Genomic DNA, 26343 nt, shown 5'->3' with positions numbered 1-26343 from the left:
AAAATTTGCACTAGCAGAGCGTGTCTACAGCCGGTCCAATTCCAGCCTGTATCGTTTGCCGCCTTCGAAATGCACACTGTAGGGCTGCTTTTTCCTGCCCTTCAGCAACATGGAACAAAGTCGGAAAAACCTGTGCCACTTCCCTTCGGCAAGGGCATTGGGGGCGCGCTCAAGCATTTGTTCCGGCGCCGAAATATAAGCGTCCAGCTTCCAGGTCTCGGGCAGTGCCTGCAATGACCCCGTAATGGTTAAGGTCAAGGGGCAGTTGTCCCACATAATCTGGATCCGGTGCTGGAATGTAACCTGCCGCCTGCGGGATCGGTGGTTTACGACCAGGGAGGCAATGAATGATTTAATCGCTGGAATATCCATGGGGTCATCGGGCAAACCCAGGACAGAAAAATGCACAGACACGGCTTTTGGTTTTACAAACAAAAACTGATTAAGCCCATCTTCTAACCGCCCTAATTGAGCGGGACTAGCAGGGACAGACTTAAACTCACACTCAGGAACACGGGGATCAAACGGCATAAATCCCCCATACTGATTGCTGAAAACTCTTAACCTTAGTTGCGACCACCCTCAATAGGGGGTTCTGGTACACCGACCAAGAACGGAATCCATACACCGGGTTCGTCAATTATCACTCCTTTGCCTATCGCAGTCCCACCCCAGTCAGGCACTGCACCAATATTCTCGACCACTGGCTTCGCCGCTGAATGTGACAAGAATTAGGCTAAAAAAGAGAAAATTGTCCCATTTTGGGACACGTTTTAGCGTGGATTTCATCCTCCACGCCGTAACACATTGATTGTGCTGGCAACTGCTGCGTCCCGGATCGCAGGTGCTGCATTTTCAATCATGGCCGCAATCGCGGGGGACGGCGTAAGATCAAAGTGATTGGTAATATGGACCACCGGGGCTACAGGGCCGAATCCAGGACGGCTATCCGCTGCATTCATCACGGTTGCAGGTCTTGATGGTACCACAATCTCGCGGCCGCGCTCTCCCACCAGGATAGGTTTGTTTGCCTGAACCCTACCGCCCCCGGCAAACCCCAGCACCGGCATAAGTCCTGAAAAAACTGACCCCAGAAAGCCGCCACCAACCGACTGATTAACAACTGAAGTCAAAGACCCAAGAATATTCTGTGCCACATCCCGAAAGATGTTCTGAACCGACCCGCCAAGGTCATCAAAATCCAGTCGGATACCGCGGGCGGCTTGTCTGAAGGCATCTTCAATTGCCCTCACGGATGGTAGAGCCTGCGTGCTGCTGGTTCTATTACTGGCTGAGACTGTATGAAGCCCTCCACCGGTCAAAACTGTTTTACCGCCAGAAGCCAGATACGATCCTGTTTTCTGCAAAAGCATACTGGCTTCCAGAACCGTTTTTCCTGCCTCCATTACAGACCGATCGTCACCGCCGCCTGCGAGCCCGCTGACCTTGGTCTGTAAATACCCGCTGTCGTATGTGGTCCCTGTCATACTACATCTTTCTATGTATTCTGTTTGCGCTTCTGGGGAATTATCGCTGTCTGAGCATCAGTGTGCTTGCGGTCTATGCACTCGAAGCCGGTCATGCATCTGCGAAACAAGTCCTGCATCCTCTACTTCCTCTGCTATACTTTTGCGAAAACCCCTGCTTGTAATCGCTTTTGACTGTTTTTTCGAAAAACCATGCAGCCTTAGAAAGCGTTCAAAGTCTCTCTCCGTCCTAACCCCCGCAACGGACTTAACTGACTGGACGCGGGCCAGATCGTTCGCAGGAAAAGTCACCAGCGATATTTCCATACAGTCTGCCCGCTTGATCTGGCGTACGCCGGTTTTCGGATGCCGGTATGCTTCCTTGACAACAAATCCAATGGATAGTCCGTCCAGTGCCCCCATTTTCAGAAGATCATAGGCCTCAAGCCCCCGCCCATGCTGCAACAAGCGCCCTTTGACAAATAAACCGCGCGCATCCTCCCGAACAGTATCAAACCGTCCGATAGGTTCCTGACTATTATGCTGCCATAACAGCACTGGTGTGCGCTCTTTCAAACTAAGCTCAAAGGCACCGGGCAGTATCTGATCTCCGTCCCGGTCCACGTTGCCAAAAATGGCGCCGTATCCTTCAAACGTTCCGATCGCCCCCGTTGTCTTTACTTCAAGCGGTAACGATACGGTCTCTGCTTCCGTTAATGTCATTCCATGTGTCCTTTAAGGGGTGTTAAGCAGCGATGATGCGTCACTATTTTTTGCGGGATAGCCAAGGGCGATCCGTTTTTCATCATCGGTTAAAAATGTTGCGCGCGTCAGACGATCAAACTTCTTATGCCGTTTTGCTTCCAGTGCCGGTAAATCATCAAGGTCTGCAACAATATGAACATCATCACCGTATAGCGGCACCAGCCAGCCATTCAGTTCTGCAATCAGGTCTACAGCCAGCGGTATGATCGTGTCTTCCCAAACGCTTTGTCTGGCTTCTGAGAAATTGGAATAGGTCTGACTATCAGGGATCCCCAGCAACTGCGGCGGCACCCCAAAAGCCAGCGCAATTTCACGGGCTGACATATCCTTGCCGGTCTGCCAGTCCATGTCTTTGGGGCTGAAGCCCATCGACTGCCATTTAAGCCCCCCTTCCAGCAGGAGCGGTCGTCCGGCATTCACGGCACCTGTATAATGATCTTCAACCTGCTCTTTAAGCGCGCGAAACTGGCTATCTGTCAGATGGGCATCACTATCCTCCTGATACAAAACACCCGATGGTGTACCCCCATTTTGAATAAGAGCAAGGTTCCAGCGACTGCCTTCATTGTGCGCATCCACGGCCATCGCAGCGGCCTCCAGCGGCGCCATACCGTACCAGTCGTTTAATGGATTAAACGCTTTCCAGTGCAGAATTGATTCTGCGGTAAACCGGCGCTTGGCCCCCATACTTTGCTGGATATAACCAAGGGGCAGACAATCCCGACCTTTCAAAACCGAGACAGTATCAGGCCGCAGCAACCATAATTCCTGCGGCGGTGCACCATCCCTACCAACAGACAGAATAAATGCATTTCCTGCAATCAGGTGAAACCCAACCAGATTATAAAGAAATCCTGGCCCTTTTTGTTGTGGGTTTGGTGCCTGCAATAGAGAGATAAGCGGATGCTCTGCAAGTGTATCTTGCCCCTTTTTAACCCGGAGTGGAATAGACGAGACACCGCGCGCGACGAGGTTAATCGCCCGGTATGCGATCACATTTTGCTGATACCCCTCTGCTGCCAGCCTGTCATAACGACGCGGTGTGGTAACGGCATGCTCCGGCCCCACAGGGGCATATTTTGGACGAGCTGCCCTGCCAGTAGACGCTGGTATATCTGATTTCTGAGCAACAGGGCCGTCCGAACGGTTCTGGCGTAATCGTGCAAAAAATTTCATTATAATTTCCTGATATTCAAGGTCTTGTGCGGGGTCAGCATCAAGTCCGATACTGCCCAAACGAGCGCATCCATCCTGTCCGGACTTCTGGCATTTGAACCAGCCCCAAAAGTGGCCAGTCCTGTGTAACTGCATAATTGATCTTCAAGTATTGGGAATACGCCCGCATGTTTTACTCTGCCCTGTTCATAAAGGGCGGCAACCGGTTCAGCCCGGACCCGTTTTCCGCGCGCTGCATATACTTCTCTGATGGGCACAGATGGATCTATTTGCTCCAGAAGCGCGCGGACCATCGCCCCCCCCTGATTAACCTCCACCACAATACGGTCTGCTTCTACTTCGTAGTAAAGATTAACCGCAGCCTCTGCCCATCCAAGCGGGCTTAACCCTTGTGATGAGCTATCGGCAATAACGTACCCGCAAGACCGGGCATCCAGCCCAACGGCAATCAAACCACATTCATCAGCCCCGGGGCCAGCGCTTGCCGGCGGATCAAGCCCCACAACCACCCGGACAAAATCTGGCCTTTCTCCCTGGTGTTGGGCATCTTCTATCATTGAACGCGACCAAAGCGCCCCAGCCGTATCTTCCAGTATTTCTGCGTCAAGTTCCTGCCGGCCAAGCCGAGTACCTTTGTAACGTTCAATGATTGTATCTGCGAAGGACGGCGCCAGATTGGCAAGATTATCAAATGTACTGCCGCGCGTTAGATGCACATCCGCCTGCGACATCAGGCGTTTTAACAGTGGTGTTGGCTTAGGTGTTGTGGTGATACAGGTTCGCGGAAACGGCCCCAACCGCAGACCAAACATTAACTGATCCCAGGCTTCCTGATCATATCGCCAGGCACACAGCTCATCACACCAGGCGGCTTCATGTTGGGGACCACGCAGTCGTTCCGGCTGATCTGCACTATAGAGCGACGCAAGAACACCGGATGGCCATGTCACCCGAAATTTTGAAGGCTCGAAAGTTGGGCGGTTCCATGGTGGCGAAACAGCTAAAAGTCCACTTTCCCCTTCCACCATTGTTGCCCTGACATCCCGGTAGGTTGGCCCCACAAGCGCGATACGCCTGACCGCTCCCTCCTCAACAAGGGATCTGACCCATTCAGCACCTGTTCGTGTCTTACCGAAACCCCTACCCGCCAATATCAGCCAGTGGGTCCAGGCGCCTGGGGGTGGGATCTGATCCTTCCGTGCCCAAAATTGCCAATCATAAAACAGAACTGCTGCTTCTTCATCCGTCAGCCCCGTCAGAAACGCCTGAACCTTCTCCTGTGGCTGCGCTCGCAGGAAACTTGCGGAAAAGTTCATTCCGTATCCCTTTCAGGTCCAATTCGGTTGTCTTAGACTTCTTACTGTCTCTGAAGGTTTCTGGGCGCCGTGCTTTCAGCAAAAACATCAACATTGCATCTGAATATTCCCTCACATGACCAATTATTTCACTGCCTCTGAAAACAGGCTTGTCCACACCTTCATAGGACCGACGGACTGCCTCGTCTTCAAGTGCATCCGTGCCGGTCTCTACTGCCCGCTCCCACTCACGGGAAAACATGGCATCTCGCTGCCGCCAGTCATAGCATGTTGACCTTGCCACCCCCGCTGCCTTTGCCGCAGCGGCAACTGATCCCCCACGTTCCAGGCATTTCAAGAAGCGGTTCTTCGCCGCTCTGGGCGCAAAGTCCTTCGACGTACCAGAGGGCATACGCAGGTTCCTGTCAGTAATGGGATAAAGGCGGTCACAGCGCCCATTGAGCGTCGCCTTCGAATAAGACGCAGGCACACGCAGACATCCGGTGCCACGCAAGTAAGGGGCATCAGAGTCTATAAAATGATGTTTTATCAGAGAGTTATACAACCATTTGACAAAAGAAAACCCGCCCCGGGGATAATCCCCAGTGGCGGGCACATTCGGTCACTATGGCTTCATATAAGGTGCATTATTGGGGGCTCGGGTGCAAGCTTTTTTTTACTTTTTTCACCACTTTTTATACTCCGTCATAAATCCTTTACAAAAATCAGTCAGTTAGCCGCAGACGCGTTTACCTTTGTAAGGATGTTTGCCACTAGCCAGTCCAACCCGTTTTGATAGCGACGTTTCAGTGTCCACCTTGATAGGTCCGATCCCAGCGATCTTCTAACTTTTGCCCAGGGAATTCTGGGCTGTTGTTCGCCGTCCTGATGCCAGGCACCCCAAAAGACAATTCGTCGATCTTCCCTATCGGGTAAGCACCGCAAAATATCCAGACTTGGTTCCATCCTGTCAATCTGTGCGGCTGATAACCGCATATGTTTGCGCGCCTCCAACAGCGACAGGGACCCGTTTGGATAGTCTTCCGGCCCTGAAACCGTCTCGGGCCATAAAACCCGTCGCGAATACAGAAAGCCCGCCTCCTTGTCCGGTAACCGTCGCAGTGTCCATGTCGCTTCAACCAACCGATGTTCGACAAAATCTGACAGACAGGACCGATCATCCGTATGGGCACGCACCTCCCTGTCAGCTATAGTCCGTGGCTGCCCTGTCAGCGGCGTGTGAAACCTGTCTGACACAGTCATTGATGCACGCATGCGGTCAGGTCCTTCTTTGCTTTTTGACCACACAGGCAATTCATCGGCAAAATGGGTCAATGCACTGGTGACCGCAGAGTTAGTCTGTATGTTTTCCATAGTTTCATGTCCTTTTCTCCAAAAGAAGTAAGACGACCAAAAGCAGCAGAGCACTGATTAGGCAAATTGCAAACTACCCGGATGCAGCTCCCACATGATATGAGGGCAACCGCTGTCTAACTCAATTGGCTCACTTCCACCCCACAGAAGAAACGGCTCCCCATTATTACGTTTTTTGTTATTATTAGACAAGAAAATAATTACCATTTTCGGTAATGACAAAAGATTATTTGTCACTAAAATAACAATATGCGTAAGCAAGAGTGGATAAAAAAACTGCTAAAGTCCAAAGGACGAAAGCTGAAGGACGTTGCAGAGGTTCTGGGCGTGCCTGCCCCGCGTATTACAGATATCCTTAAGGGTACGCGCGAGGTACAAAGCGATGAAATTATCCCGCTATCAAACCTGCTGGGCATCTCTGCCATGTCACTTTTAAAAAGCCTGGAAAAGGGCATTCTCGTAGAACTTGATGAAGAACAACAGTCCCGCCTAGCAGTCGCTGGACAACTGATGGGGGACGGCAGTATTCTGCCAATTCCGAAGGACTTCCCCTTCAAATCCATCCCGATACCCCCCGACGCAGAATCACGTGACGGTTTACACTGCTTTATCATGGGCGACGACTGCCTGGACCAGGAAATTAAAAAGGGAAGCATCATCATTGCTGCTGACCCCAAAAAGCACTTCTTCCCCATGACACCCGGCGCCATATTTCTGATGAATCTGGGTGACGACAGACTTGCACCCAGACTATATCACCAGACGGCAACAGGCGAAGACTGGCTGATCCCACTACCTTCAAAGCCTAATCCTGCGTATCAGGCCTGGCCATTTTCCCTGTTCCCCACACGGGGCAAAAGAAACGGTGGTCAAAAAATCTTACACACTGACGACATTTCTCTGGGCGTGTTGTGGGTTCATCGACGCTACAACGCCGACTAACGTGCAATCTTTCACTGTTGGTTACTGCTCCGGCCTTGTGCCGCTTTTCCCTTTGCCTCCTTGTGTTTCCCTGCCCTCGCACATGTATCAAACTGTGTGCATCACTCGTATGCTTATCCTGCATTTTACCCCCAAAACCACATTCTTTTCAGCTTTGAAACCCTGAATACTCTGACTCAAAACTATACTGCCTTTACCTCTCCGGGTTTCGGTGATGCCTGATGCGCCTGCTCGTTCTCTTGTCGCTCTACCCCAAAGCGTGCCATAGCTGATTATCGCCTTGGCACCCTTCCTTAAAGGATAGGCACAAAATCTGCTCAAGTCTATTTTTATGTTTTTCGTTATTTTCTTCTTGATATTTAATTACGTTTTTTGTATTTATTAATTATCGCATCGTTGAAGCGGCCCTATCACCCAAGCCAATTGGCAAAGGTCGATGCTACTTCCTCAGACAGCGGCTTCTCAGAACGGATGGTGCTATGGCAGATCCAGAGAAGATACGCCCCGAACAACAACTGGCACTATTCGCCATATGTTTTCAGGGAAAAAATCACCTTCATGGTGATCAAAAGCAGGGTGCAGCAAAGGAGATAAGATGGAACGCCTTTCAACTTGCCAATCTTCTCCCTCCCTCCCCACACGGCAAAATCGTGCCACTTATGTCCGTTTATACTGGCAGCATGCCAGACGGCTTGCACCCTGCTTGACACATCGCGATATAGACAAACTTCTTCGGCCATTAATGGTGCAAGGAGAAAAAGAACCGTGGCATCCTCTGACAAGGATCATCTGGTTGATCGAGCTAAAACATGATGCGCTTCAATCTGGCAACATACAAACATACCTATTGTGCGGTGCTGCTATATTGCGGGAAATTTTGCGTTTAAAACCTGCGAAGCGGATACTGCCTAAAGCTCAAGACAAAAAAAAGGGGCAAGCCACTGTAGGCCCACCCCTGTATTCAAACAATATGACGGAGTATCATGTCCGTCAGGCCTTGATCACCCCCTGATCAATCCTGCCAAAGATCGAGACACCTTCCTCATCAAGCATATCAATAGCCACACGGTCGCCAAAAGCCATAAAGCCGGTTGACGGCTTCCCGTTTTTGATCGTTTCAATCATCCTGATTTCAGCAATACAGCTATAGCCCAATCCGCCCTCAGAAACCGGCTTGCCAGCGCTGCCATCACTATCCTTATTGGACACGGTGCCCGAGCCAATAATCGCGCCCGCCCCAAGCGGACGAGTCTTCGCAGCGTGCGCAATCAGGGTGGGGAAATCAAAGGTCATATCAACACCTGCATTCGCGCACCCGAACGCCGAACCATTATATTGAACCAGAAGCGGGCGGTGCAAACGACCCCCATCCCAGGCAGAACCCAGCTCATCCGGCGTTACCGCTACCGGTGAAAAGGCACTTGATGGCTTACTTTGAAAGAAACCAAATCCTTTGGCCAGTTCAGCCGGTATCAGTCCCCTCAGCGACACATCATTCACGAGCATGAGGAGACGAATTGCGGAGGCAGCGGTCTCGGCGGATGCCCCCATCGGGACATCATCTGTAATGACCGCTATCTCACCTTCGAAGTCAATCCCCCAGTCCTCAGACCCCATTCTGATATCATCCCGCGGCCCGAGAAAACTATCGGAGCCGCCCTGATACATAAGCGGATCAGTCCAAAAACTACTGGGCATTTCAGCACCGCGAGCTTTACGCACCAATTCCACATGGTTGACATACGCACTACCGTCTGCCCACTGATAGGCGCGGGGCAGCGGGCTTTCGCAGCCTTCCTGGTCAAATGTGTCACCCACAGCTGCGTCGCTGTTCAATTGATCAGAGAGCCGCTGCAAATGCGGCACACATTCTGCCCATGCATCAAGTGCGGCCTGCAATGTCGGGACTGTATCGCCTGCGGGCAAATACCGTGTTAAATCACGTGATACGACCACCAGCGTGCCATCGCGGGTACCGTCTTTCATCGTTGCCAGTTTCATTAAGCGTCTCCAAACTCGCGTTCATGCAGCCAGGCTGCATGGCGTGGTGCTTTCTTTGTTTGCGCCCATTCCTCAATCATCGCGGGGGCCACTTCATGTAAGCGTTCCAGATCACCGGGCTGGTGTGTATTGGCCGCCAGTTCAAGCCGGTGTCCGTTAGGGTCAAAGAAATAGATACTTTTGAAAATACCGTGATTAGTGGGGCCTATTACTTCAATGCCCTCGGCCTCCACCTGCGCTTTCGCGGCATGAAGGGCATCCAGGCTTTCAAGTTCGAAAGCAATATGCTGTACCCATTCTGGTGTATTTTCATCACGCCCCATATCAGGCTTTGTTGGCAGTTCAAAAAACGCCAGTACATTGCCCATCCCGGCATCCAGAAAGATATGCATATAGGGGTCTGGCTCTTTCGTGGACGGCACAAGGTCTTCTGCAATCGCGAGCACAAGATCCATATCCATGACCCGCTTATAAAAATCAACCGTTTCCTTCGCGTCCCGGCACCGATACGCCACATGGTGAATTTTCTGAATATTCATCAGACTGTCTCCTTTGCATGACGGGATAACGTGTTATCGCGCGCAAGCTGGGCTGCCTCTGCAATTATTGCTGCGTCACCAATATGGTTCGCCAACAGTACAATCATCTTGGCATTCACAAGCTGACTTTCTTCGTCGGACAAGCCTTTATGCATATCAATAATCAGCTGATACACATCATCGGGACTGTCAAAACTCGCCTGTTTTTTCAAACGATCGGTCATGCTGCTTCCTCCACTATTCCAAGAGCCCTGTCGCGCGCCGCAATCAAGTCGCGTGCACTGACGGCCTGCTGCCAACGACCTGCCACATATTGATCAGGCCGAAATAAATACGCAGTCCCCGCCACAGCGCCAAGTCGCTCAGCCAACAACCCTTTACAATCAGAAAGCGTTTCAAATTCAGGGTCCTGCTGGTCAGAAATAACCAGCACCTTGGATGCAACATCAGACTGCAGGAATGCCTGCAGGTGTTTCCGCATTTCAGGTGAAATCCCGTCTTCATCCGCGAAAACAACCACCGTAAAGGACCATCCAAGGTGATCAATAAACCAGCCTTCAGCGCCGTCGTGGATGACAGGTGCATCAACAGAATTGGTCCCGGGACAAACGCCGCCGGTCCAATCGTCCCTGTCCGGCGTGTTCAGGGCTGAGTCTGGATACGGTACCGGCATCGACAGACGCCCGGAATTGACAAAACCGCGCGCGCATTCAACATCGTGCGCCAATTCCAGAACAGCATCCCTGAACAGGGAAGAGACCTTGCTTTTGGGCGTAATAAAATCCGTTGACCGGGTCGAGTTAAGGATATTGATACGGGCAGCATGGGACCGCTCGTCATCATAGCTTTTCATCAAGCCATCACCCGCCAAGCCTTTTATGACCAAATCAAGCTTCCAGCCAAGATTATCAACATCCTGAAACCCGGTATTGGCACCGCGGGCACCAAACGGCGATACAAGATGGGCGCTGTCGCCCGCAAATACCACCCGTCCATTCAGCATATGTTCAACCTGACGACAGTTAAACGTATAGACCGATATCCATTCATATTCGAACTCGATATCATCGCCGAACATCGCCTGAATGCGGGGTGTTACATTTTCCGGTTTGACAATTTCCTCGCGGTCAATGTCCCAGCCTACTTGGAAATCAATACGCCATACATCATCAGGCTGTTTATGCAGCAGAACGGATTGACCGGGATTGAAAGGTGGATCGAACCAGAAATGCCGTTCGGTTGGGCGTTCATGTTTGAATTTTACATCCGCGATCAGGAAATTATCACGGAAGGTTTCCCCCTCAAATCCCATCTCGAGCATTTTCCGCACCGGAGAATGCGCGCCGTCGCAGGCAATCAACCAGTCCGCTTCCAGCGTATATGTACCTGCATCTGTTTCCACCGTGGCGGTCACACCGTCGTCGCGGTTGTCCACATTGGTTACAGCATTGCCCCAGCGCAGCTCCACATTATCAAGCTTCTCCAGCTCAGCGATATTGAACTCTTCATTATAATATTGCTGAATATTGATCATGCCGGGGAACTTCTGATCTTTCACAGGCAGAAGGTCAAAACTGTAAACCGGATCAGGTGTATCCTTGAAAAACACACGCCCGATGTTCCAGCTTACGCCCTTTTCCAGCATCGGCGCTGCGAACCCAAGTCGGTCCATGATTTCCAGAGGCCGCTTGGCATAACAGATAGCCCGCGATCCGTCTGATAACTGGGTTCCCTTATCCAGAACCAAAACATTATGGCCGCGCAGTCCCAGATCAAGCGCCATAGACAGGCCTATAGGCCCTGCCCCGACAACAATTACAGGAACTTTGTCAACTTGGCCCGATGCGACAGCATCAGGCACAGTTGGTTCAAACGACGGTGGTACATACACCATGCCATTATCCTCCCCAAATATGGTTTAGCAATTAACCTTGCAGCTTGTCCCAGACTTCCCGGTCACGTTCGGCAGTCCAAATACGCGGCCAGTCGTGGCCATCAAATTCGTCCCACAGACGCTGCACATTGAACGGTAGGCAATGTTCAAAAATCGGCCACGTCCCAAACTTTGGCGCCAAGGCTTCGTGGGTTGCCTCAAACGCTTCCTTCAGCGTCCCGCCTGCCTTGTGAACTGTCCCTACCTTGTCAATCATTACGGACAGAAATTCGCGCGTTTGCTCGATCGCTGCATCAACATTTTCACGACCACGGGCAACCGCACCGCGCCCACCAATGACTGCTTCGGCACCGTATGCCTTGACTTTATCAAGCGTCCCTGTTGACCAGTCTTTATGGAAAGCATCTCCGGTGTAGAGAGCCGCTTCGGCCTCTACGAGATCGCCAGCGAACAAAATTTTCTGTTTAGGCAGCCATGCAACAATATCGCCCGCCGTGTGACCACGACCACAATATTCCAGGATGAGATTGCCGCGATCCCCGCCCAGATCAATTTCCAGCCGGTCATTAAAAACAATATCAGGGTGCGTCAGACCAGGGATTGATTCCGGTTCGCGGAACAGGCGCGGCATACGGCCAAACTCACTGTCCCAATCTTCTTTGCCGCGCTCATTGATCAGAAACTGGGTTTTCTCATGCGCGATGATGGACTCTGCCTCAAACGCCGCAGCGCCCAAAACCCGCACCGCGTGATAATGCGATAAGACAAGATACTTAATAGGTTTCTGCGTATGTTCACGCAGCTTTTTAAGCCAGTCAGCTGCCGCGACCGGCGTTGCACGCGCTTCGAAGGCTACCAGAAAATCTTCACCCTCAATCGCCCCAATGTTTGGATCCCCTTCAGCTGTCAGTGCATACACACCGTCGGCCAATACTTCCAAAGTTTCTTTCTTCTCGCCCAAATCTGCGGACGAGGCAAATGCCTTTGACATACTTCTCTCCTGATTGCCTATACTTTGCTTGGATAAAACATTACTGCAACACTACTCTATTGACTGTCCCCTGAAAGGGGGACACTTCGAGCAGGCTTATGATTTTATTGGGGAATTTTCCGCAGCACGCAGACAGAGACTGAAAAGCTCGTTCTGGGAACTAATGCCAAGCTTGCTGTAAGCCCGTTTCCGGTATGTCGCCACACTTGTCGGCGCGATGTTCAGATCAAGCCCGATCCCCGTTGTCGTAAACCCAAGAAGAATACGTTCACACACCTGACGTTCCCGATCCGTCAATACACTGAACAGGGGATTATCGCTTGAAATAACGTTATGAACGATACTTTTCCGGACAATGTTTTCGCTACCATTATCCATGAACAGATGCCCACGGGACCGTGCAAGATCATAATGCGCGGCAACAAGGGCAGTAGCAAGGGGCATCAGGTCTTTAAGCGCTTCCCAGTCTTCGGCAGAATATGTGGTAGAGTCGCTCATGCGGTAGAAATTGCAGTACACCTGACCGTTCTCAATCCTGCCAATGGTGGATGCCTTGTCAATCAGACCACTGCGATCGAAAAAATGGTTCTGATAGGCTGGATCGTACCCCTCCGACATACCCCGTCTGCTGAATCGGTAATAGACTTTGTCATCAAGCGCCTTATCCTTCATCTCCTGAAAATTAGGGTCCTGCGCATGAAATTTTTCCACATAATCCCGGGCAAGTTCCTCTGCCTCCCGGTCGGGCATCCGGCTGTGGGTGAAAAGATGGCCTGCCTCGCCTTTTTCTGAGTAGGTGAAAACGGCGCAGTGATCGACCGGCACAACGTCTGACAGAAATGCCATCAGTCGTTCTTCAAAGTCTGGGGTCCCAAGTGCTTGCACAACACCAGCAATAGACCGGAAATACACCCCAAGCGCAGGGTGTTTGAGAAACAGATCACCAAGTTCCGATTGCTGGTTCATTCGCTGATCATCCATCACACAGTTGCTGGTCCCTGCTCATCAGGGAGTAGCCCCGTAAGGCTGTCCCCTTTATTTCACATTTATTGGCACTAAGTCCACCCGCACATTAATGACCAGAAGCGCCTTCCACTTCGTTACCCAGCTCAGATATCAACGACTGATGGGCAAAACCATTTCTGTCCTTGCGGGCACGGTCTGACCTGTCAAACTTTGACACCAGAATAATCACGGCAAACGTGACCGGCATCGCGATAATCGTTGGATAGGTGTAAGGGAATATCGCTTCCGAATAGCCCAGAACAGCAACCATCACACCTGGACTGATCAATATCAGCAAGATACAGACGATCAAGCCAATATAACCACCCCAAAGTGTGCCGCGCGTAGTAAGCCCACCCCAGTAAAGCGACAGCAAGATAATCGGGAAATTAACACTGGCACCAATGGCAAGGGCAATAGCTGCTGTTACCGCAACATTCTGCCCTTCGAACGCCAGACCAAGAAGAACGGAAATAATACCGATGGAAATAGTCGAATAGCGGGTGACATTTACCTCGGTCCCTTCCTTGATCTTCTTGTGCGCCAGCACACTTGCATACAAATCGTGGGCGATTGTCGCTGCACCCGACAGAGTGAGACCAGCCACGACGGCCAGAATGGTAGCAAAGCTGACAGCGGCCATGAAGCCGTACATAATATCACCGCCCAGTGCGCGCGACACATGCACAGCGACCATGTTGGCCCCACCTTTCAGTGCCCCTGTGTCAGTCAGGATTGACGGATCACCCGCCAGTACAAACACAGACCCGAGCCCAATAATCAGAATCAGGATGTAGAAGTATCCCATGATAGATGTTGCATAAAATACAGACTTTCTGGCGTCTGCTGCGTCCTTCACTGTGAAGAAACGCATCAGAATATGCGGCAGGCCCATCACACCAAATGTCATGGTCAGAGCGACCGTTGCAATGGCAATTGGGTCGCGCCCGAACCAGTGACCGGGCAACAATAGACCATCACCATGCGGGCTGGCATCGGTTGCCTTCATCACGAGTGTGTCGAATGAAAAACCGGTTTGAACGAGAATTGCAATCGCCAGATAGCTGCCACCAAGCAACAAAAGCGTAGCCTTGATCACCTGCACCCATGTGGTTGCGACCATGCCGCCAAAGGCCACATAAACAACCATCAGAACCCCAACAATCATCACAGCCCAGACATATTCCAGGCCGAACAAAATCTGGATCAGTGTTCCTGCACCTACCATTTGTGCGATCAGATAAAAGGTAATAATACCAAGCGAGATACAGGATGCCATGATCCGTACCGGGCGTTCCTCCAGCCGGTTTATCACCACATCAATGAAGGTATACCGGCCAAGGTTCCGAAACCTTTCCGCAATAACCATCAGGATAATTGGCCAGCCAATCATAATCCCAACGCCCAGAATATAGGCATCGATGCCGTTAAAATAGAGCGCACCGGTGATCCCAAGGAAAGTTGCAGCCGACATAAAATCGCCCGCAATCGCCATGCCGTTCTGCCACGGCTTCAAACCGCCACCGGCAACCAGAAAATCACTGCGGGAATGAACTTTCTTTGCCGCCCACCAGGTAATAGCCAGTGTAGACACTACAAATAGAAGAAAGGTGCCAATGGCAATCGGGTTCAGGGCCTGCTTCTCTACCGCGCTGGTATCAATCCCGTCCGCCAGAGCCGGCAGGCTGCCAAAAGCCGAAATCAAAAGCGCAAACACCAGCCCCAGACCCAGCGCGTACACGCTTGTGCCGCGTGCATAAACAGATTGTAGCTTATTCATTGGTGACCAACTCCCGAATTTCTTCCATTACAGGATCAAGATTTTTCTTGGTCCACCAACTGTAATACCCTGAGACAACCACACCAGAGACAATCGCAAAAATGGCAGTCATCACCACCAGATTAAGTTCCCCGCTTACTGGGACGCCCGCCACCTCTTCCCCGGTAGAAAGCAGATAGGCGAAAAATGCATACAGCCCCAGAAGAAATGCTGTCAAATATCCCGACACGCGCAACCGTCTTTTGACAATCGGCGCCAGTTTCTCCTGCAGCATGGTTTCATTTGGCGTTAAAGTTTCGTGTGACACGTATAACCCTCCACAATTCGACACATTAAAATCAGTCTGTCCCCACATGACATCGGGAGTATAGCACATAATGAATGCGCTACACTCCCGACTGTGGGTTCACCCCAGGGAGGGATTAGTAGTTATATGTGAACGTCAGACCATATGTCCGCGGCATACCATACTGCGCAAAGGCAATGCGGGAACCACGCTGGGTAAACACATGGGTACGATATTTCTCGTTGCCGATGTTTTGTCCCCACGCAGCAAGCTCATACCGTCCATCAGCAGACATCCATGCCACACGCGCATCCCAGATATCGTAAGACGGGATGGTAGCCAGGTCATTGTTGTCGGCATCATAGAAGCTGTGGCCCTGATAGCGCCAATCAAGCTTGGCAGCGATCTCGCCCTTGTCACCAAGGTCAAAGGTATATTCTGCATAGGCATTGAAACTATGTTTTGGGGCCTGACGCAGACGGTTACCGTCAAAGTTTGCATCAGGATCTGCCGCAGAAGGAGTCCCCTGGAACTTGGTGTATTTGGCATCAAGATACGCATAAGAGCCACCGAATACGAGCGAACGGGTCAACAGAGCCGTCCATTCGATCTCAAGACCTTTGATTTCTGCTTCCCCTGCGTTTTCAGTGATAAATTCACCAAAGCCGCTGCCCACTGGCTGGAAGAAGCGTGTAACCTGCAGATCTTTATAGTCCGTGTAGAACATAGTCGCGTTCAAACGCAGTCTGCTGTCAAAAAGGTCGGACTTGAAACCAAACTCATAGTTTGTCGCTTCTTCCGGACCGAACGGTGTCGCAGCTGTCGCCGCCGTAGAGGCAGAACCGGTGAAACCACCACTTTTGAAGCCAGTAGACACATTGGCGTAAACAAGAAGGTCATCATTGACCCGATAATCAAGGGCAATACGCCAGGACAGGTCATTCCAGGATTCGCTGAAGGCAACTTCATCGAATGGTTTCAACAAGAGACCAATACCCCGGTCCAGCACCACTTCTGCCGTACCGTCTTTCTTGTCATTGGAGTAACGAAGCCCCAGTGTCAGACCCAGTTGATCGGAGATATTATAGGTTCCCTGACCATACAGCGCCCAACTTTTGCCCTCGTGCGTTTGGTATGATGTTTCATCGTCAGAGCCATCTGGGCCACCAAGAGTAGGGAAGAAGAATGTCTCTGAACGTTCGATTTCCTCATCACTGAAGAAAGCACCTACGAGCCAGTCAAAGGTTTCGCCGCCCGGAGACGTTAACCGCAGTTCCTGCATCCACTGCTCGGACGTTTCAATGGCACTATCGTTAATATCGAAGGTAAAGCCCTTGGACGCATCATCTACAAGCAGAGGACCTGGGTTCCCGGACTGCCCTGTCAGATCAATCAAGCCCGGATAAGGTGGCAGGCCTTCAGAATCTTCGAGCCAGTCAAAGTCACTTTCGCGGTACGCCGTGATCGATGTAAGCGTTGCAAAGTCCATTTGATACTCAAGCTTCAAATGGGTGCCAAAGACATCACGCTCTGTGTAACCTTCGGTTTCTGCCAGTGTGTCCCATGGGCTTCCTGCTCCGCCCAGTGCTTCGTTGACTGCAACAGGGTCAGATGCATGGCCACCATCATGAAGTGGACCTGCAGAACCAATAGGTTCACGGTTAGTCGCGCCCATGCTGTCATCAGCACCGTCAATAGACCACAGAGCTTCAAACCGATCGTTTGGTGCCCAAACCAACTGGCCGCGCCATGCGAAGGTTTCCTGTTCGCCCCACATTTCACCGAAATTTTCACCGGGCAGGACATTTTTAATGTAACCATCGCGGTCCCGACGGGAGAAGGCAATCTTACCGAACAGGGTATCGGAAATAGCACCGGAAAGCATACCGCCTGTATCAAGCGTGCCGTAGTTACCAACCGTCTGGCGGAAACGGATTTTCGTTACTTCGCTTGGTTTTGAAGTGACAAAGTTAATAGACCCACCGATAGAGTTTTTACCGTACAGAGTTCCCTGTGGTCCGCGCAGAACCTCGACCCGCTCAAGATCAAAGATATCGAAAACCTGAGCCGTTCGAGCTGCGATATAAACACCGTCAATAGATACTACTGTCGAGTCAGAAGCGGACGCACCGTCTTCTTTGGTACCAATACCGCGAATTGCGATTTCAGGCTGACCAGGGCTGAACGCAGCAAACACCATACCCGGTGTTCTGTTACCTACATCCTGCAGACTGGCAATATTACCTTTGCGCAGTTCCTCACCACTAATGGCAGTTACCGCGATCGGCACATCCTGCAGGCTTTCAGACCGCTTTTGTGCCGTTACTGTAATCTCTTCAAGCTTGAAATTTTCATCCTGTGCGAGAACCGCACCCGACGACATACTAACTCCCAGTGCCATCGCGGACACTGACATCAAATATTTCTTCATTGCTCTCCCCTACTCTCTCTAATCGGTTCAGCGTTTTACACCTTAATGGGCGCTCTCATCACCCGCGGTGCTGTACATTGATATATTTGTTCAAAATTGATCGAAATATCGACCGTCTCCACCACAAATTCAGGAAAAAGTTTCCATAAATTTCACAGCATCTGATCATTGACCGACCAATCAGTCAATTAAATATTTCCAAAAAAATGCTGTCTTCTTCTAACAAAAAAGAAAATTCCACTTATTCCCAAAGCGTTATAGTAAGGCGATTACCAAAAGATGCTGTCCTCTTATAGAGGGACAGAATGCCCACATTCCTAAATTGCATGGAGGTTTTTGCACCTTTTGTATTTTTTTCATGAGAATCATTACAGGGAATATGGACCGCTTGGGGGAAACAATGCTTGCCGCCATCCCATGATCCAAACACCTGTGCATTTACAACCATTAGGAACCGCATTTACTTGCTATTTCATTCTTTTGGATGTTATCAAGTACGGATTACACAAAATCTATAAACGAGGAGACGCTTATGAGGCTCATAGCAGCACTTGCGCTTGCTGCGTCCATCTCTTTGCCGTCGGCAGTCCTTGCCGCCGATGATGCAAAGAATGCGATGTCCAGCGCTACTTTCAGTGGGATGAAATTAAGAAATATCGGTCCTGCATATATGTCAGGTCGGATTTCTGATATCGAAGTTGATCAAAATGATCCTGCAACCTGGTATGTTGCTGTGTCTTCTGGCGGTGTCTGGAAAACAGAAAATGCTGGTACCACATGGACCCCTTTGTTTGACAAGGAAGCCGTTTATTCAACAGGCGATGTCACTATGGACCCATCTAACCCAAATATTATCTGGGTTGGGACAGGTGAAAACAATGGTGGTCGTCATATCAGTTTTGGTGACGGTGTGTACCGGTCAGACAATGGCGGTAAAACCTGGAAAAACATGGGCCTGAAAGAGTCTGAGCATATCTCGGACATTATCGTACACCCTACCGATTCCAATACTGTCTGGGTATCGGCACAAGGTCCGCTTTGGTCCAAAGGCGGCCAGCGCGGTCTGTATAAAACAACAGACGGCGGTAAGACCTGGCGCAACACACTTGAAGTTGACGAATGGACTGGCGTGACGTCCCTGGTGATTGATAACCGCAATCCTGACAAATTGTATGCTGCTACGTGGCAACGTCAAAGAACTGTTGCGTCCTATGTCGGCACAGGGCCGGGCACGGCTATTTATACGTCTGATAACGGTGGCGAGACATGGCAGAAACTGTCCAATGGCCTGCCAAAAGGCAACATGGGTAAAATCGGTCTGGCTATCTCGCCGATTAACCCGGATGTAGTATATGCCGTGATTGAACTGGACGAGCGAAAAGGCGGTTTCTACCGTTCTGATGATCGCGGTGCCAGCTGGACTAAGATGTCTGATGAAGTATCCGGCGGTACCGGCCCACACTACTATCAGGAAATCTGGGCTGATCCACACCGTTTTGACCGCGTCTACATCGGCAGCAACTATAGTAAAGTTTCCAACGATGGCGGTAAAACATGGATACCGATCAACAATAAAAACAAGCACGTTGATGATCACGCCATGGCGTTCCACCCAACAGACCCTGATTTCATTCTGATTGGTTCGGACGGTGGTATTTACGAAAGTAACGACAGCATGAAGAAGTGGCGCTTCATTGCTAATCTGCCATTGACCCAGTTCTACAAAATTGCAGTCGATGACGCCAAGCCCTTCTATAATGTTTACGGTGGTAGTCAGGATAACTCCACTCAGGGTGGCCCATCCCGTACAGACCGTGCGGAAGGCATTAAAAACTCTGATTGGTTCCTGACCCTGTTTGCAGATGGTCACCAGCCGGCAACCGAACCTGGCAATCCTGACATTCTCTACTCACAGTGGCAGCAGGGCAGCCTTGCACGCCATGACCGCAAGACCGGTGAAATCGTTATCATTCAGCCACAGGCACGTCCCGGCGAACCTGCGGAGCGTTTCAACTGGGATGCCCCGATCAATGTCTCGCAGCATGATCCAAAACGGATCTATCACGCTTCCCAGCGTGTATGGCGCTCTGATGATCGTGGTGACAGCTGGACACCAATTTCACCGGATCTGACCCGCAATGAAAACCGTCTGCACATGCCTGTTATGGACCGCACATGGTCACAGGAAGCAGGCTGGGATCTCTATGCGATGTCCAACTATAATACCATCGCAAACTTCGCAGAATCTGCAGTAGACGAAAACATTCTGTATGTTGGTACTGACGACGGCCTGATTCAGGTAACCGAGGACGGCGGTCAATCATGGAAACGCTATGAGATTGGCAAGATCAAAGGCATCCCTGCGACTGCCTATGTCAATGACATCCGCGCAGACCTTTTCGACAAAGACACGGTTTATGCGGCTCTCGATAACCACAAATATGGTGACTATAAACCGTATCTGATCAAAAGTACGGACCGCGGTAAAACCTGGAAATCCATTGCATCCAACCTACCGGACAAGCATCTGGTGTGGCGCATTGTGCAGGACCATGTGAACAAAGACCTGCTGTTTATCGGTACCGAATTTGGTCTCTTCTTCACGCTTGACGGCGGAAAACAGTGGGTTGAACTGACAGGCGGCGTACCAACAATCTCGTTCCGCGATGTTCAAATCCAGCGCCGCGAAAACGATCTGGTTGCAGGTAGCTTTGGTCGGGGCATTTACATCCTTGATGACTATACGCCACTGCGTGACATGACGGCTGAAGACCTTGAAAAAGACGTTCTGCTGTTCCCGTCCCGCACGGCGCCTTGGTATATCCCAAGCACGCTTCACAGCGACAGTCAGGGCGATGATCAGTTCGCAGCTCCAAACCCTGAGTTTGGTGCGACCATGACCTATTATCTGAAAGACAGCCTGATGACTGCAAAAGATAAGCGGGTGAAAGCGGACAAGGAGCTGGTAAAAGACGGCAAGGGTACCCTTTATCCTGCATGGGATGTTCTGGAAGCAGAAAACCGCGAATCCAAGCCTGCTGCCTATCTGCTGATCAAAGACAGCGAAGGAAACGTTGTGCGCCGTGTGAACGGTCCAACGTCCAAGGGCATTCACCGTGTAACGTGGGACCTGCGGTACCCGGCACACTCTGCACTCAATGGTCAGTCTAATGACAACTACTTCCTGGGCAACTCCGGCTCTCTCGCCGCGCCTGGCACTTATACGGCAACTCTATACAGCCGTGTAAACGGTGCAGTGACAGAGCTTGCTGGTCCCGTTAGTTTTGATGTGGAAGTGATGCGTTCTGGTGCACTTGAGGGGTCTTCCCCACAGGAAGTCGCAGCCTTTGCGCGCAAGACAGCAAATGCAATGCGGGCTGTATCCGGTGCGAATGCAACAATCAGTAATCTGCACAAGCAGCTTGGCCTGCTTCGCACTGCGCTTGATCGTTCGTTCGTGGCTGATGACACACTGAACACCCAGTGGGAAGCAATGCGTGCTGAACTGTTCGCTATTGAAGAAGCACTGGGCGGCCAGAAGTCCCGCGAACGTAAGGGCGCGACGCCTGCAACGATCGAAAGCCGTATCTTCCATGCGATGTTAGGTGCATCCAGCACGTACGGCCCGACGAAGACGCACCGTGAGCAGTTTGGCTACGCCATGGATGCATTCGGTTCCGTCCAGAAACGCCTGAACGTTCTGTCGCAGGAAACTGTTCCAGCCTTCCAAAAGGCACTGGAAGCAGTGGATGCACCCTGGACACCGGGCGCAGAGGTACCTGCGATCAACTAATCGCGTAGTAACCTAAAAGAACGACAGGGCGCTGGATATCTCCGGCGCCCTTTTCTTTGCGACTTCCTTTTTTGAGCGGGACGCAGTGATTAGTAAGGCGCGTAATATGTCCCTGATGACGACACATATCCTAATGGAAGGTGCGCAGCGACCCAAACGTGCGAAGATTGACCACAGCGCCGTCCCCTCGGAAGGAAGATATCGACGGATCATCGTTACCCCCACCTTTGGAACCACCACTATGCCGGTCAGAGGCTGAGCCGTCTTTCACGGTGTAATAGTCGGTAAGCCGGTATAAGGACTGATAAAGAAAACCAGCGACATGCCCTTCTTCAATCTGCACCGGCAAGTTCAATGTGTATGATAATTTATCTGCCACACCAAAACCACGTTGCTGGTAAATGCTGATATAGGGACGCGGTTCCTGAAACATTTCAAAATTCTTAAACCAGAAATCCGCCTGCACGTCGTCCAGCGCCGTATCTTCAAGCCGCCAGTTGGTCAGATTGGCCCCTACCTTGCCCGACAGTTCAGAGCCGTAAAGTTTGATGACACATTCGTTACGATCCATAGGGTTGTCAATCACCATAACACGAAGCGCATTTCCGCACAGATTGCGCAAGGTCAAGGCATGACGTTTCGGCATGCTCCGCGTTTCAGCGCAAAGTTTTTTCCATAGATTGGCCACCTGTCGACTTTGAGGGCTTGGCAGTTCAGAAACAAAAGCCCCCCATCTGTCTTCTTTACAAACACCGTTTTTAAAGGCTGGCCCCTCAATGACTTGATTCATTTTGGAGTAATAGGAAGACATGTGCTTTCCTGCTATCTTAGTGTTGAAAACTCCTCACCAGATACCTTTTGATATAGGCCGATTACGACAAAAGTCCCGCAATAAGAGTCGCTTTTCCATGATAGCAAGATATCTGCAGCAGATAACATATTGATTCCACCGCATATTAATTATGACAAATTTTGTCGTTTTTATGTACCGAATGCTGCCTGGATGATTTCCCGACCATCAATAGTGGCCAGCAAAGCACCATACGCACCAGTTTTGCCATGTGGATCAAGGCGGGTAGCCGTATAAGCAGATGCGATCACCGCCGGTGACCGTTCGGCCATGATCCGGGATGCAGCAAGCGTTGCAAGACGTTCACACAGAATTCGGCCATCTGCTTCCCGCACCGCGCTCGTGGACAGCATCTCCACTAGCGCGCCGAGCGCGGTATCATATGCCTGCGAACCACCTCTTCCAGCCTGTAACCACTTCAGGACAGACTGCACGGCACCGGGTTCGCGCATCAGCACCCGCAACAGATCAAGGCACATGACACTGCCGGATCCTTCCCAAATCGAATTAACCGGCAGATCACGGTACAGTCGGGCCATAATACCATCCTCGATATACCCATTCCCGCCAAGGCATTCCATGGCCTCATACGCGAAGCCTGGGGCCCGTTTGGTTACCCAGTATTTGATTACAGGGGTCATTACGCGGGCGAATGCCGTATCGTCTTCACTGCCCCGATACTGGCCCTCATAGGCCCCGGCTAAGCGCATGGCCAAATGGGTTGCTGCTTCTGATTCAAGTGTAAGGTCTGCGATAAGGGACGTCATCATCGGTTGATCAATCAGCTTTTTCTGAAAAACCGTGCGGTGGCTTACATGGTGGTGGGCCCGCGCCAAAGCCTGCCGCATCTGCCCGGCAGACCCCAGCGCACAGTCAAGCCGCGTATAATTGGCCATCGTCATAATATTGGCGATACCCCTGCCCTCTTCACCGATCAGGTATCCTTCTGCGTTCCGGAACTCTACCTCTGAGGAGGCATTGGATTTATTTCCCAGCTTGTTTTTCAGACGCTGGAATTGAAGACCATTGATGTCACCACTTGCCCGAAACCGGGGGACAAGAAACACAGACAAGCCCCCTTCTGCCTGCGCCAGCACCAGAAATGCATCACACATCGGTGCCGACATAAACCATTTGTGCCCTGTGATGTGATAGGGCTTACCGGGGCCGGATTGCCCAACTGGGGTAGCCGTGGTGGAGTTCGCCCGCACGTCCGTACCGCCTTGCTTTTCCGTCATCCCCATGCCGATTGTCACCCCGGCTTTTTCCGCCACAGGCTTGAACGCGGGGTCATACTCAGTAGACAGCATCTTGGGCAGCCACAGATCCGCCAGCTCCTCTTGTATCTGCAGGGTTGGGATGGCTGCATGGGTCATGGTAATGGGGCAGACATGGCCTGCCTCGACCTGTCCCATCATGAAATGTTTGGCGGCACGCACAGTCCCAATGCCCTGACCCTTTTCCCTTGTATCTGCCGCCAGATAATCAAAGGCGCCACAATGAATGCGGCTGGCTTTCGACAGGGACATAAACTGGTGATATGCAGGATGAAACTCTACCTGATCACTGCGATACCCGCGCTGATCAAAACTATGAAGCTGTGGCGTGTAGACATTCGCCAAATGCCCCTGATGGAAACTGTCGACCGTCCCCAATGTCTGACCCAGGGCAGATATTTCTGCCTGCCCCCAGGCGCCGCCTTCGGCTTTTACCGCAGCCTGCAGCGTCCTATCGCTTTCATACAGGTTAATGTCCCCGTACACAGGAACCTGATTGAAAACTTCATGCGTGCTAGTATCAGACATAGGAAAACTCCGGCTACAGATAGGGGATAGAATACTCAGTCGAACCGGTACCCTATTTCGATCCGCTGATCCGGTCAATCTGGCCTGTCTCTCTCATGTCATCAAGGATGACTTGCAGGTGTGCAGTATGCTTACTGAGGCTTTTATCTTTCTTGCAGACAAACCCTACGTCATAGCTTTTCAGATCAAACCCATTCGGCCGGATTTTCCCAAAATAGCCGGGCCTTAAACTGCGCAGGGCCTGATATTCAATATCATACACAAGGGCTGCCTTGGCCCGCCCCTTGGCGACCAGCTCCAGAGACTCCACAAAACTTTTTGTATGGATCAAAGAATAAGACTGAACCGCAGGCGGATATAGTTCCCGCAAGTTTAAAATACTGCTGTCCACCGCAACCAACTCACCAATGAAGTCTTCGACGGAATGGAACTGATCGTCCTCATGCACATACATTTTGATTGTAATGGTGTTGATCGGGCCAATGAACTGCATGCTGCTGTAGTCAATGCCCAGCTTTGCCCAGTTAGGCGAATCCCGCAACCCAACGGTAAAACAGTCGAACTCTTGCGCTTTCATTTTCAGCATCGCCCGTTTCAGCGGAAAATACTGCGTTGCCACGGCCACATCCAGGCGGGATAAAGCCTCAGTAATAATGCGGGAATAAACGCTGTCATTATCGGGGTCCACGATATATGGGACAGTCCCGATGCTAACGCGCAGCCGGTCCGGCATCCAGCCGTATTCCTCAGTCTCTGACGGCGCGGCAGAAATGGTACTACCGGCAACCATCACCGCAAACAGGCACCCTGCTATGTATGATCTGAACCACTTCATAAACCAGACTATAGTGTGCTACCCCTTAACAAAATATAACCGTTTCGGTCCTTTTTCCAAAATACGTGTGACACAGTCCTGAGCCATAACTTCTTGCTTGAATACTCTGCCCCCTACTTTTACCCGCACCGTCAGGGAAATATTTGAACGTGACTTCGGCCATGATACGGTTCAAGAATCAGGCGGGCTGTTCCCCAATTTTGATGAGAGGCGCAACAGGTGAAAAACAAAACAGGTACAGCTACAACCGAATTTCCACCACGCCTTCACGCAATCTTTGCTCGCGACACTAATGATGCAGTTATATTTCGCCGAGGCCCTTCCAAAAGAGTTTGTACTTTTCACTGGGACCGGGCAACGGACACCTTTACCAAAGGCCAATGGTTAAAAGGACGCATATATGAGCGTCGATCCGATATTTCACCGGATGGAAGCCATATCAGTTACTTTGCCATGAATGGCAAATGGAGCAGTGAACCCAAGGGCTCATGGACGGCAGTCTCCCGTACTCCGTGGCTGAAAGCCCTTGACCTCTATGGCAAAGGCGATTGCTGGAATGGCGGAGGCCTTTTTAGTGATAATAACACCATTGAGATTTTCGCCCATTCTAGCCGAGAGCATTTTGAAATCAGAAGAACCTCCAGACTCAAAATCGGTCACAGCAATTTTTCCAGCCAAATCTATGGAAATGAATGCCCTGGTATCTATTACCATCGATTGATCAGAGACGGTTGGTCCGTCGACCAAACAAACGAACTTGGCCGGTGGCATCACGAATCAAGCTTCCACAAGAAGTGTGGCGATGAACTTTCCCTTCAAAAAATCGCTCACAGTCAGCTCGATAGTGGTGATGGAAAAGGCTGCTATTGGGATGAGCATGTCCTTACTGACAATAAACACAATTTTCTCAAGATTCTGCCCGATTGGGAATGGGCAGAAGTCGAAGGCGAGACCCTAGTATACAGTGAGCATGGCAAGCTTTATAGAACAACCCCTACAAACCTACTTAATGATGTCGAACCCAACCTTCTGAGGGATTTTCAATCTGATATTTTTGAAGAGATTATTGCTCCATACTAGATCGACCATTCCTTGTATTGAAGCTCTTTCAAGCT

22 protein-coding genes are annotated in these 26343 nt (G+C 50.9%); 3 read left to right on the top strand and 19 right to left on the bottom strand.

The genetic code is table 11. The features are described from left to right. Positions 1 to 24 precede the first annotated feature (24 nt). The 7 genes from IE181_RS05410 to IE181_RS05380 all read right to left on the bottom strand — a co-directional run bounded on the left by IE181_RS05410 (position 25) and on the right by IE181_RS05380 (position 6076). On the bottom strand, positions 25 to 531 hold the full coding sequence (locus tag IE181_RS05410) for a hypothetical protein (RefSeq protein ID WP_191250587.1): 507 nt from the start codon (positions 529 to 531) through the stop codon (positions 25 to 27). Between the two features lie 254 nt (positions 532 to 785). Then, on the bottom strand, positions 786 to 1487 hold the full coding sequence (locus IE181_RS05405; RefSeq protein WP_191250585.1) for a phage tail tape measure protein: 702 nt from the start codon (positions 1485 to 1487) through the stop codon (positions 786 to 788). Positions 1488 to 1544: 57 nt separating this feature from the next. Next, complete coding sequence (locus IE181_RS05400) at positions 1545 to 2189, bottom strand: HK97 family phage prohead protease (RefSeq protein ID WP_191250583.1); 645 nt, start codon at positions 2187 to 2189, stop codon at positions 1545 to 1547. A 12-nt stretch (positions 2190 to 2201) separates the two neighbouring features. Continuing rightward, the gene (locus tag IE181_RS05395; protein WP_191250581.1) at positions 2202 to 3407 is read right to left on the bottom strand and encodes a phage portal protein; all 1206 of its coding nucleotides are present in this window, start codon (positions 3405 to 3407) and stop codon (positions 2202 to 2204) included. Beyond that, positions 3407 to 4723 carry a DNA-packaging protein gene (locus IE181_RS05390; RefSeq protein WP_191250579.1) on the bottom strand — a complete coding sequence of 439 codons (1317 nt, stop codon included), beginning with the start codon at positions 4721 to 4723 and terminating at the stop codon, positions 3407 to 3409. The genes IE181_RS05395 and IE181_RS05390 overlap by 1 nt, the downstream gene beginning before the upstream one ends. Next, positions 4647 to 5192: a terminase small subunit-like protein gene (locus tag IE181_RS05385; protein WP_191250577.1), complete on the bottom strand. Its 546-nt coding sequence runs from the start codon at positions 5190 to 5192 to the stop codon at positions 4647 to 4649. Before IE181_RS05385 ends, IE181_RS05390 begins: the two co-directional genes overlap by 77 nt. Before the next feature lie 239 nt (positions 5193 to 5431). Next, positions 5432 to 6076, bottom strand: a complete 645-nt coding sequence (locus IE181_RS05380) for a hypothetical protein (RefSeq protein WP_191250575.1) — start codon at positions 6074 to 6076, stop codon at positions 5432 to 5434. Positions 6077 to 6325: 249 nt separating this feature from the next. On the opposite strand from IE181_RS05380, the gene IE181_RS05375 reads away from it, so the two are divergent. Next, entirely contained in the window at positions 6326 to 7018 is a 693-nt protein-coding gene (locus tag IE181_RS05375; RefSeq protein ID WP_191250573.1) for a helix-turn-helix domain-containing protein, read from the top strand. A 990-nt stretch (positions 7019 to 8008) separates the two neighbouring features. Here IE181_RS05375 and IE181_RS05370 read toward each other — a convergent pair. The 9 genes from IE181_RS05370 to IE181_RS05330 form a co-directional block, all read right to left on the bottom strand. After that, positions 8009 to 9019 (bottom strand): fumarylacetoacetate hydrolase family protein, encoded by a 1011-nt coding sequence (locus IE181_RS05370; RefSeq protein ID WP_191250571.1) that lies wholly within the window; start codon positions 9017 to 9019, stop codon positions 8009 to 8011. Continuing rightward, complete coding sequence (locus tag IE181_RS05365; RefSeq protein WP_191250569.1) at positions 9019 to 9558, bottom strand: VOC family protein; 540 nt, start codon at positions 9556 to 9558, stop codon at positions 9019 to 9021. The genes IE181_RS05370 and IE181_RS05365 overlap by 1 nt, the downstream gene beginning before the upstream one ends. Beyond that, positions 9558 to 9782 carry a DUF2783 domain-containing protein gene (locus IE181_RS05360; protein WP_191250567.1) on the bottom strand — a complete coding sequence of 75 codons (225 nt, stop codon included), beginning with the start codon at positions 9780 to 9782 and terminating at the stop codon, positions 9558 to 9560. Before IE181_RS05360 ends, IE181_RS05365 begins: the two co-directional genes overlap by 1 nt. Next, positions 9779 to 11452, bottom strand: a complete 1674-nt coding sequence (locus tag IE181_RS05355; RefSeq protein WP_191250565.1) for an FAD-dependent oxidoreductase — start codon at positions 11450 to 11452, stop codon at positions 9779 to 9781. Before IE181_RS05355 ends, IE181_RS05360 begins: the two co-directional genes overlap by 4 nt. Before the next feature lie 31 nt (positions 11453 to 11483). Further along, positions 11484 to 12443 (bottom strand): MBL fold metallo-hydrolase, encoded by a 960-nt coding sequence (locus IE181_RS05350; protein ID WP_191250563.1) that lies wholly within the window; start codon positions 12441 to 12443, stop codon positions 11484 to 11486. Between the two features lie 96 nt (positions 12444 to 12539). Continuing rightward, on the bottom strand, positions 12540 to 13409 hold the full coding sequence (locus IE181_RS05345; protein WP_191250561.1) for a helix-turn-helix transcriptional regulator: 870 nt from the start codon (positions 13407 to 13409) through the stop codon (positions 12540 to 12542). A 106-nt stretch (positions 13410 to 13515) separates the two neighbouring features. Beyond that, complete coding sequence (locus IE181_RS05340) at positions 13516 to 15228, bottom strand: sodium:solute symporter family transporter (RefSeq protein WP_191250559.1); 1713 nt, start codon at positions 15226 to 15228, stop codon at positions 13516 to 13518. Further along, a complete protein-coding gene (locus IE181_RS05335) occupies positions 15221 to 15535 on the bottom strand; it encodes a DUF485 domain-containing protein (RefSeq protein ID WP_191250557.1) in 315 nt (104 codons plus the stop codon). Before IE181_RS05335 ends, IE181_RS05340 begins: the two co-directional genes overlap by 8 nt. Positions 15536 to 15650: 115 nt before the next feature. Further along, positions 15651 to 17945, bottom strand: a complete 2295-nt coding sequence (locus IE181_RS05330; RefSeq protein WP_191250555.1) for a TonB-dependent receptor — start codon at positions 17943 to 17945, stop codon at positions 15651 to 15653. A gap of 532 nt (positions 17946 to 18477) precedes the next feature. Between IE181_RS05330 and IE181_RS05325 the strand changes: the two genes are divergently transcribed. Next, positions 18478 to 21738, top strand: coding sequence for a VPS10 domain-containing protein (locus IE181_RS05325; protein WP_191250553.1), 3261 nt, complete (start codon positions 18478 to 18480; stop codon positions 21736 to 21738). A gap of 130 nt (positions 21739 to 21868) precedes the next feature. On the opposite strand, the gene IE181_RS05320 is transcribed toward IE181_RS05325, so the two are convergent. From IE181_RS05320 to IE181_RS05310, 3 genes are all read right to left on the bottom strand, one after another. Beyond that, positions 21869 to 22549 carry a hypothetical protein gene (locus tag IE181_RS05320; RefSeq protein ID WP_191250551.1) on the bottom strand — a complete coding sequence of 227 codons (681 nt, stop codon included), beginning with the start codon at positions 22547 to 22549 and terminating at the stop codon, positions 21869 to 21871. Positions 22550 to 22719: 170 nt separating this feature from the next. Next, entirely contained in the window at positions 22720 to 24393 is a 1674-nt protein-coding gene (locus IE181_RS05315; RefSeq protein WP_191250549.1) for an acyl-CoA dehydrogenase family protein, read from the bottom strand. Between the two features lie 52 nt (positions 24394 to 24445). After that, complete coding sequence (locus IE181_RS05310) at positions 24446 to 25228, bottom strand: substrate-binding periplasmic protein (RefSeq protein WP_191250547.1); 783 nt, start codon at positions 25226 to 25228, stop codon at positions 24446 to 24448. Between the two features lie 219 nt (positions 25229 to 25447). Here IE181_RS05310 and IE181_RS05305 point away from each other — a divergent pair, with 219 nt between their 5' ends. Further along, positions 25448 to 26308, top strand: a complete 861-nt coding sequence (locus IE181_RS05305; RefSeq protein ID WP_191250545.1) for a hypothetical protein — start codon at positions 25448 to 25450, stop codon at positions 26306 to 26308. Positions 26309 to 26343: the final 35 nt, after the last annotated feature.

This window comes from Kordiimonas sediminis (genome assembly GCF_014656395.1).
In the GTDB taxonomy this organism is placed as follows: Bacteria; Pseudomonadota; Alphaproteobacteria; order Sphingomonadales; family Kordiimonadaceae; genus Kordiimonas_A; species Kordiimonas_A sediminis.
This window is presented reverse-complemented; position numbering and strand designations above follow the sequence as displayed.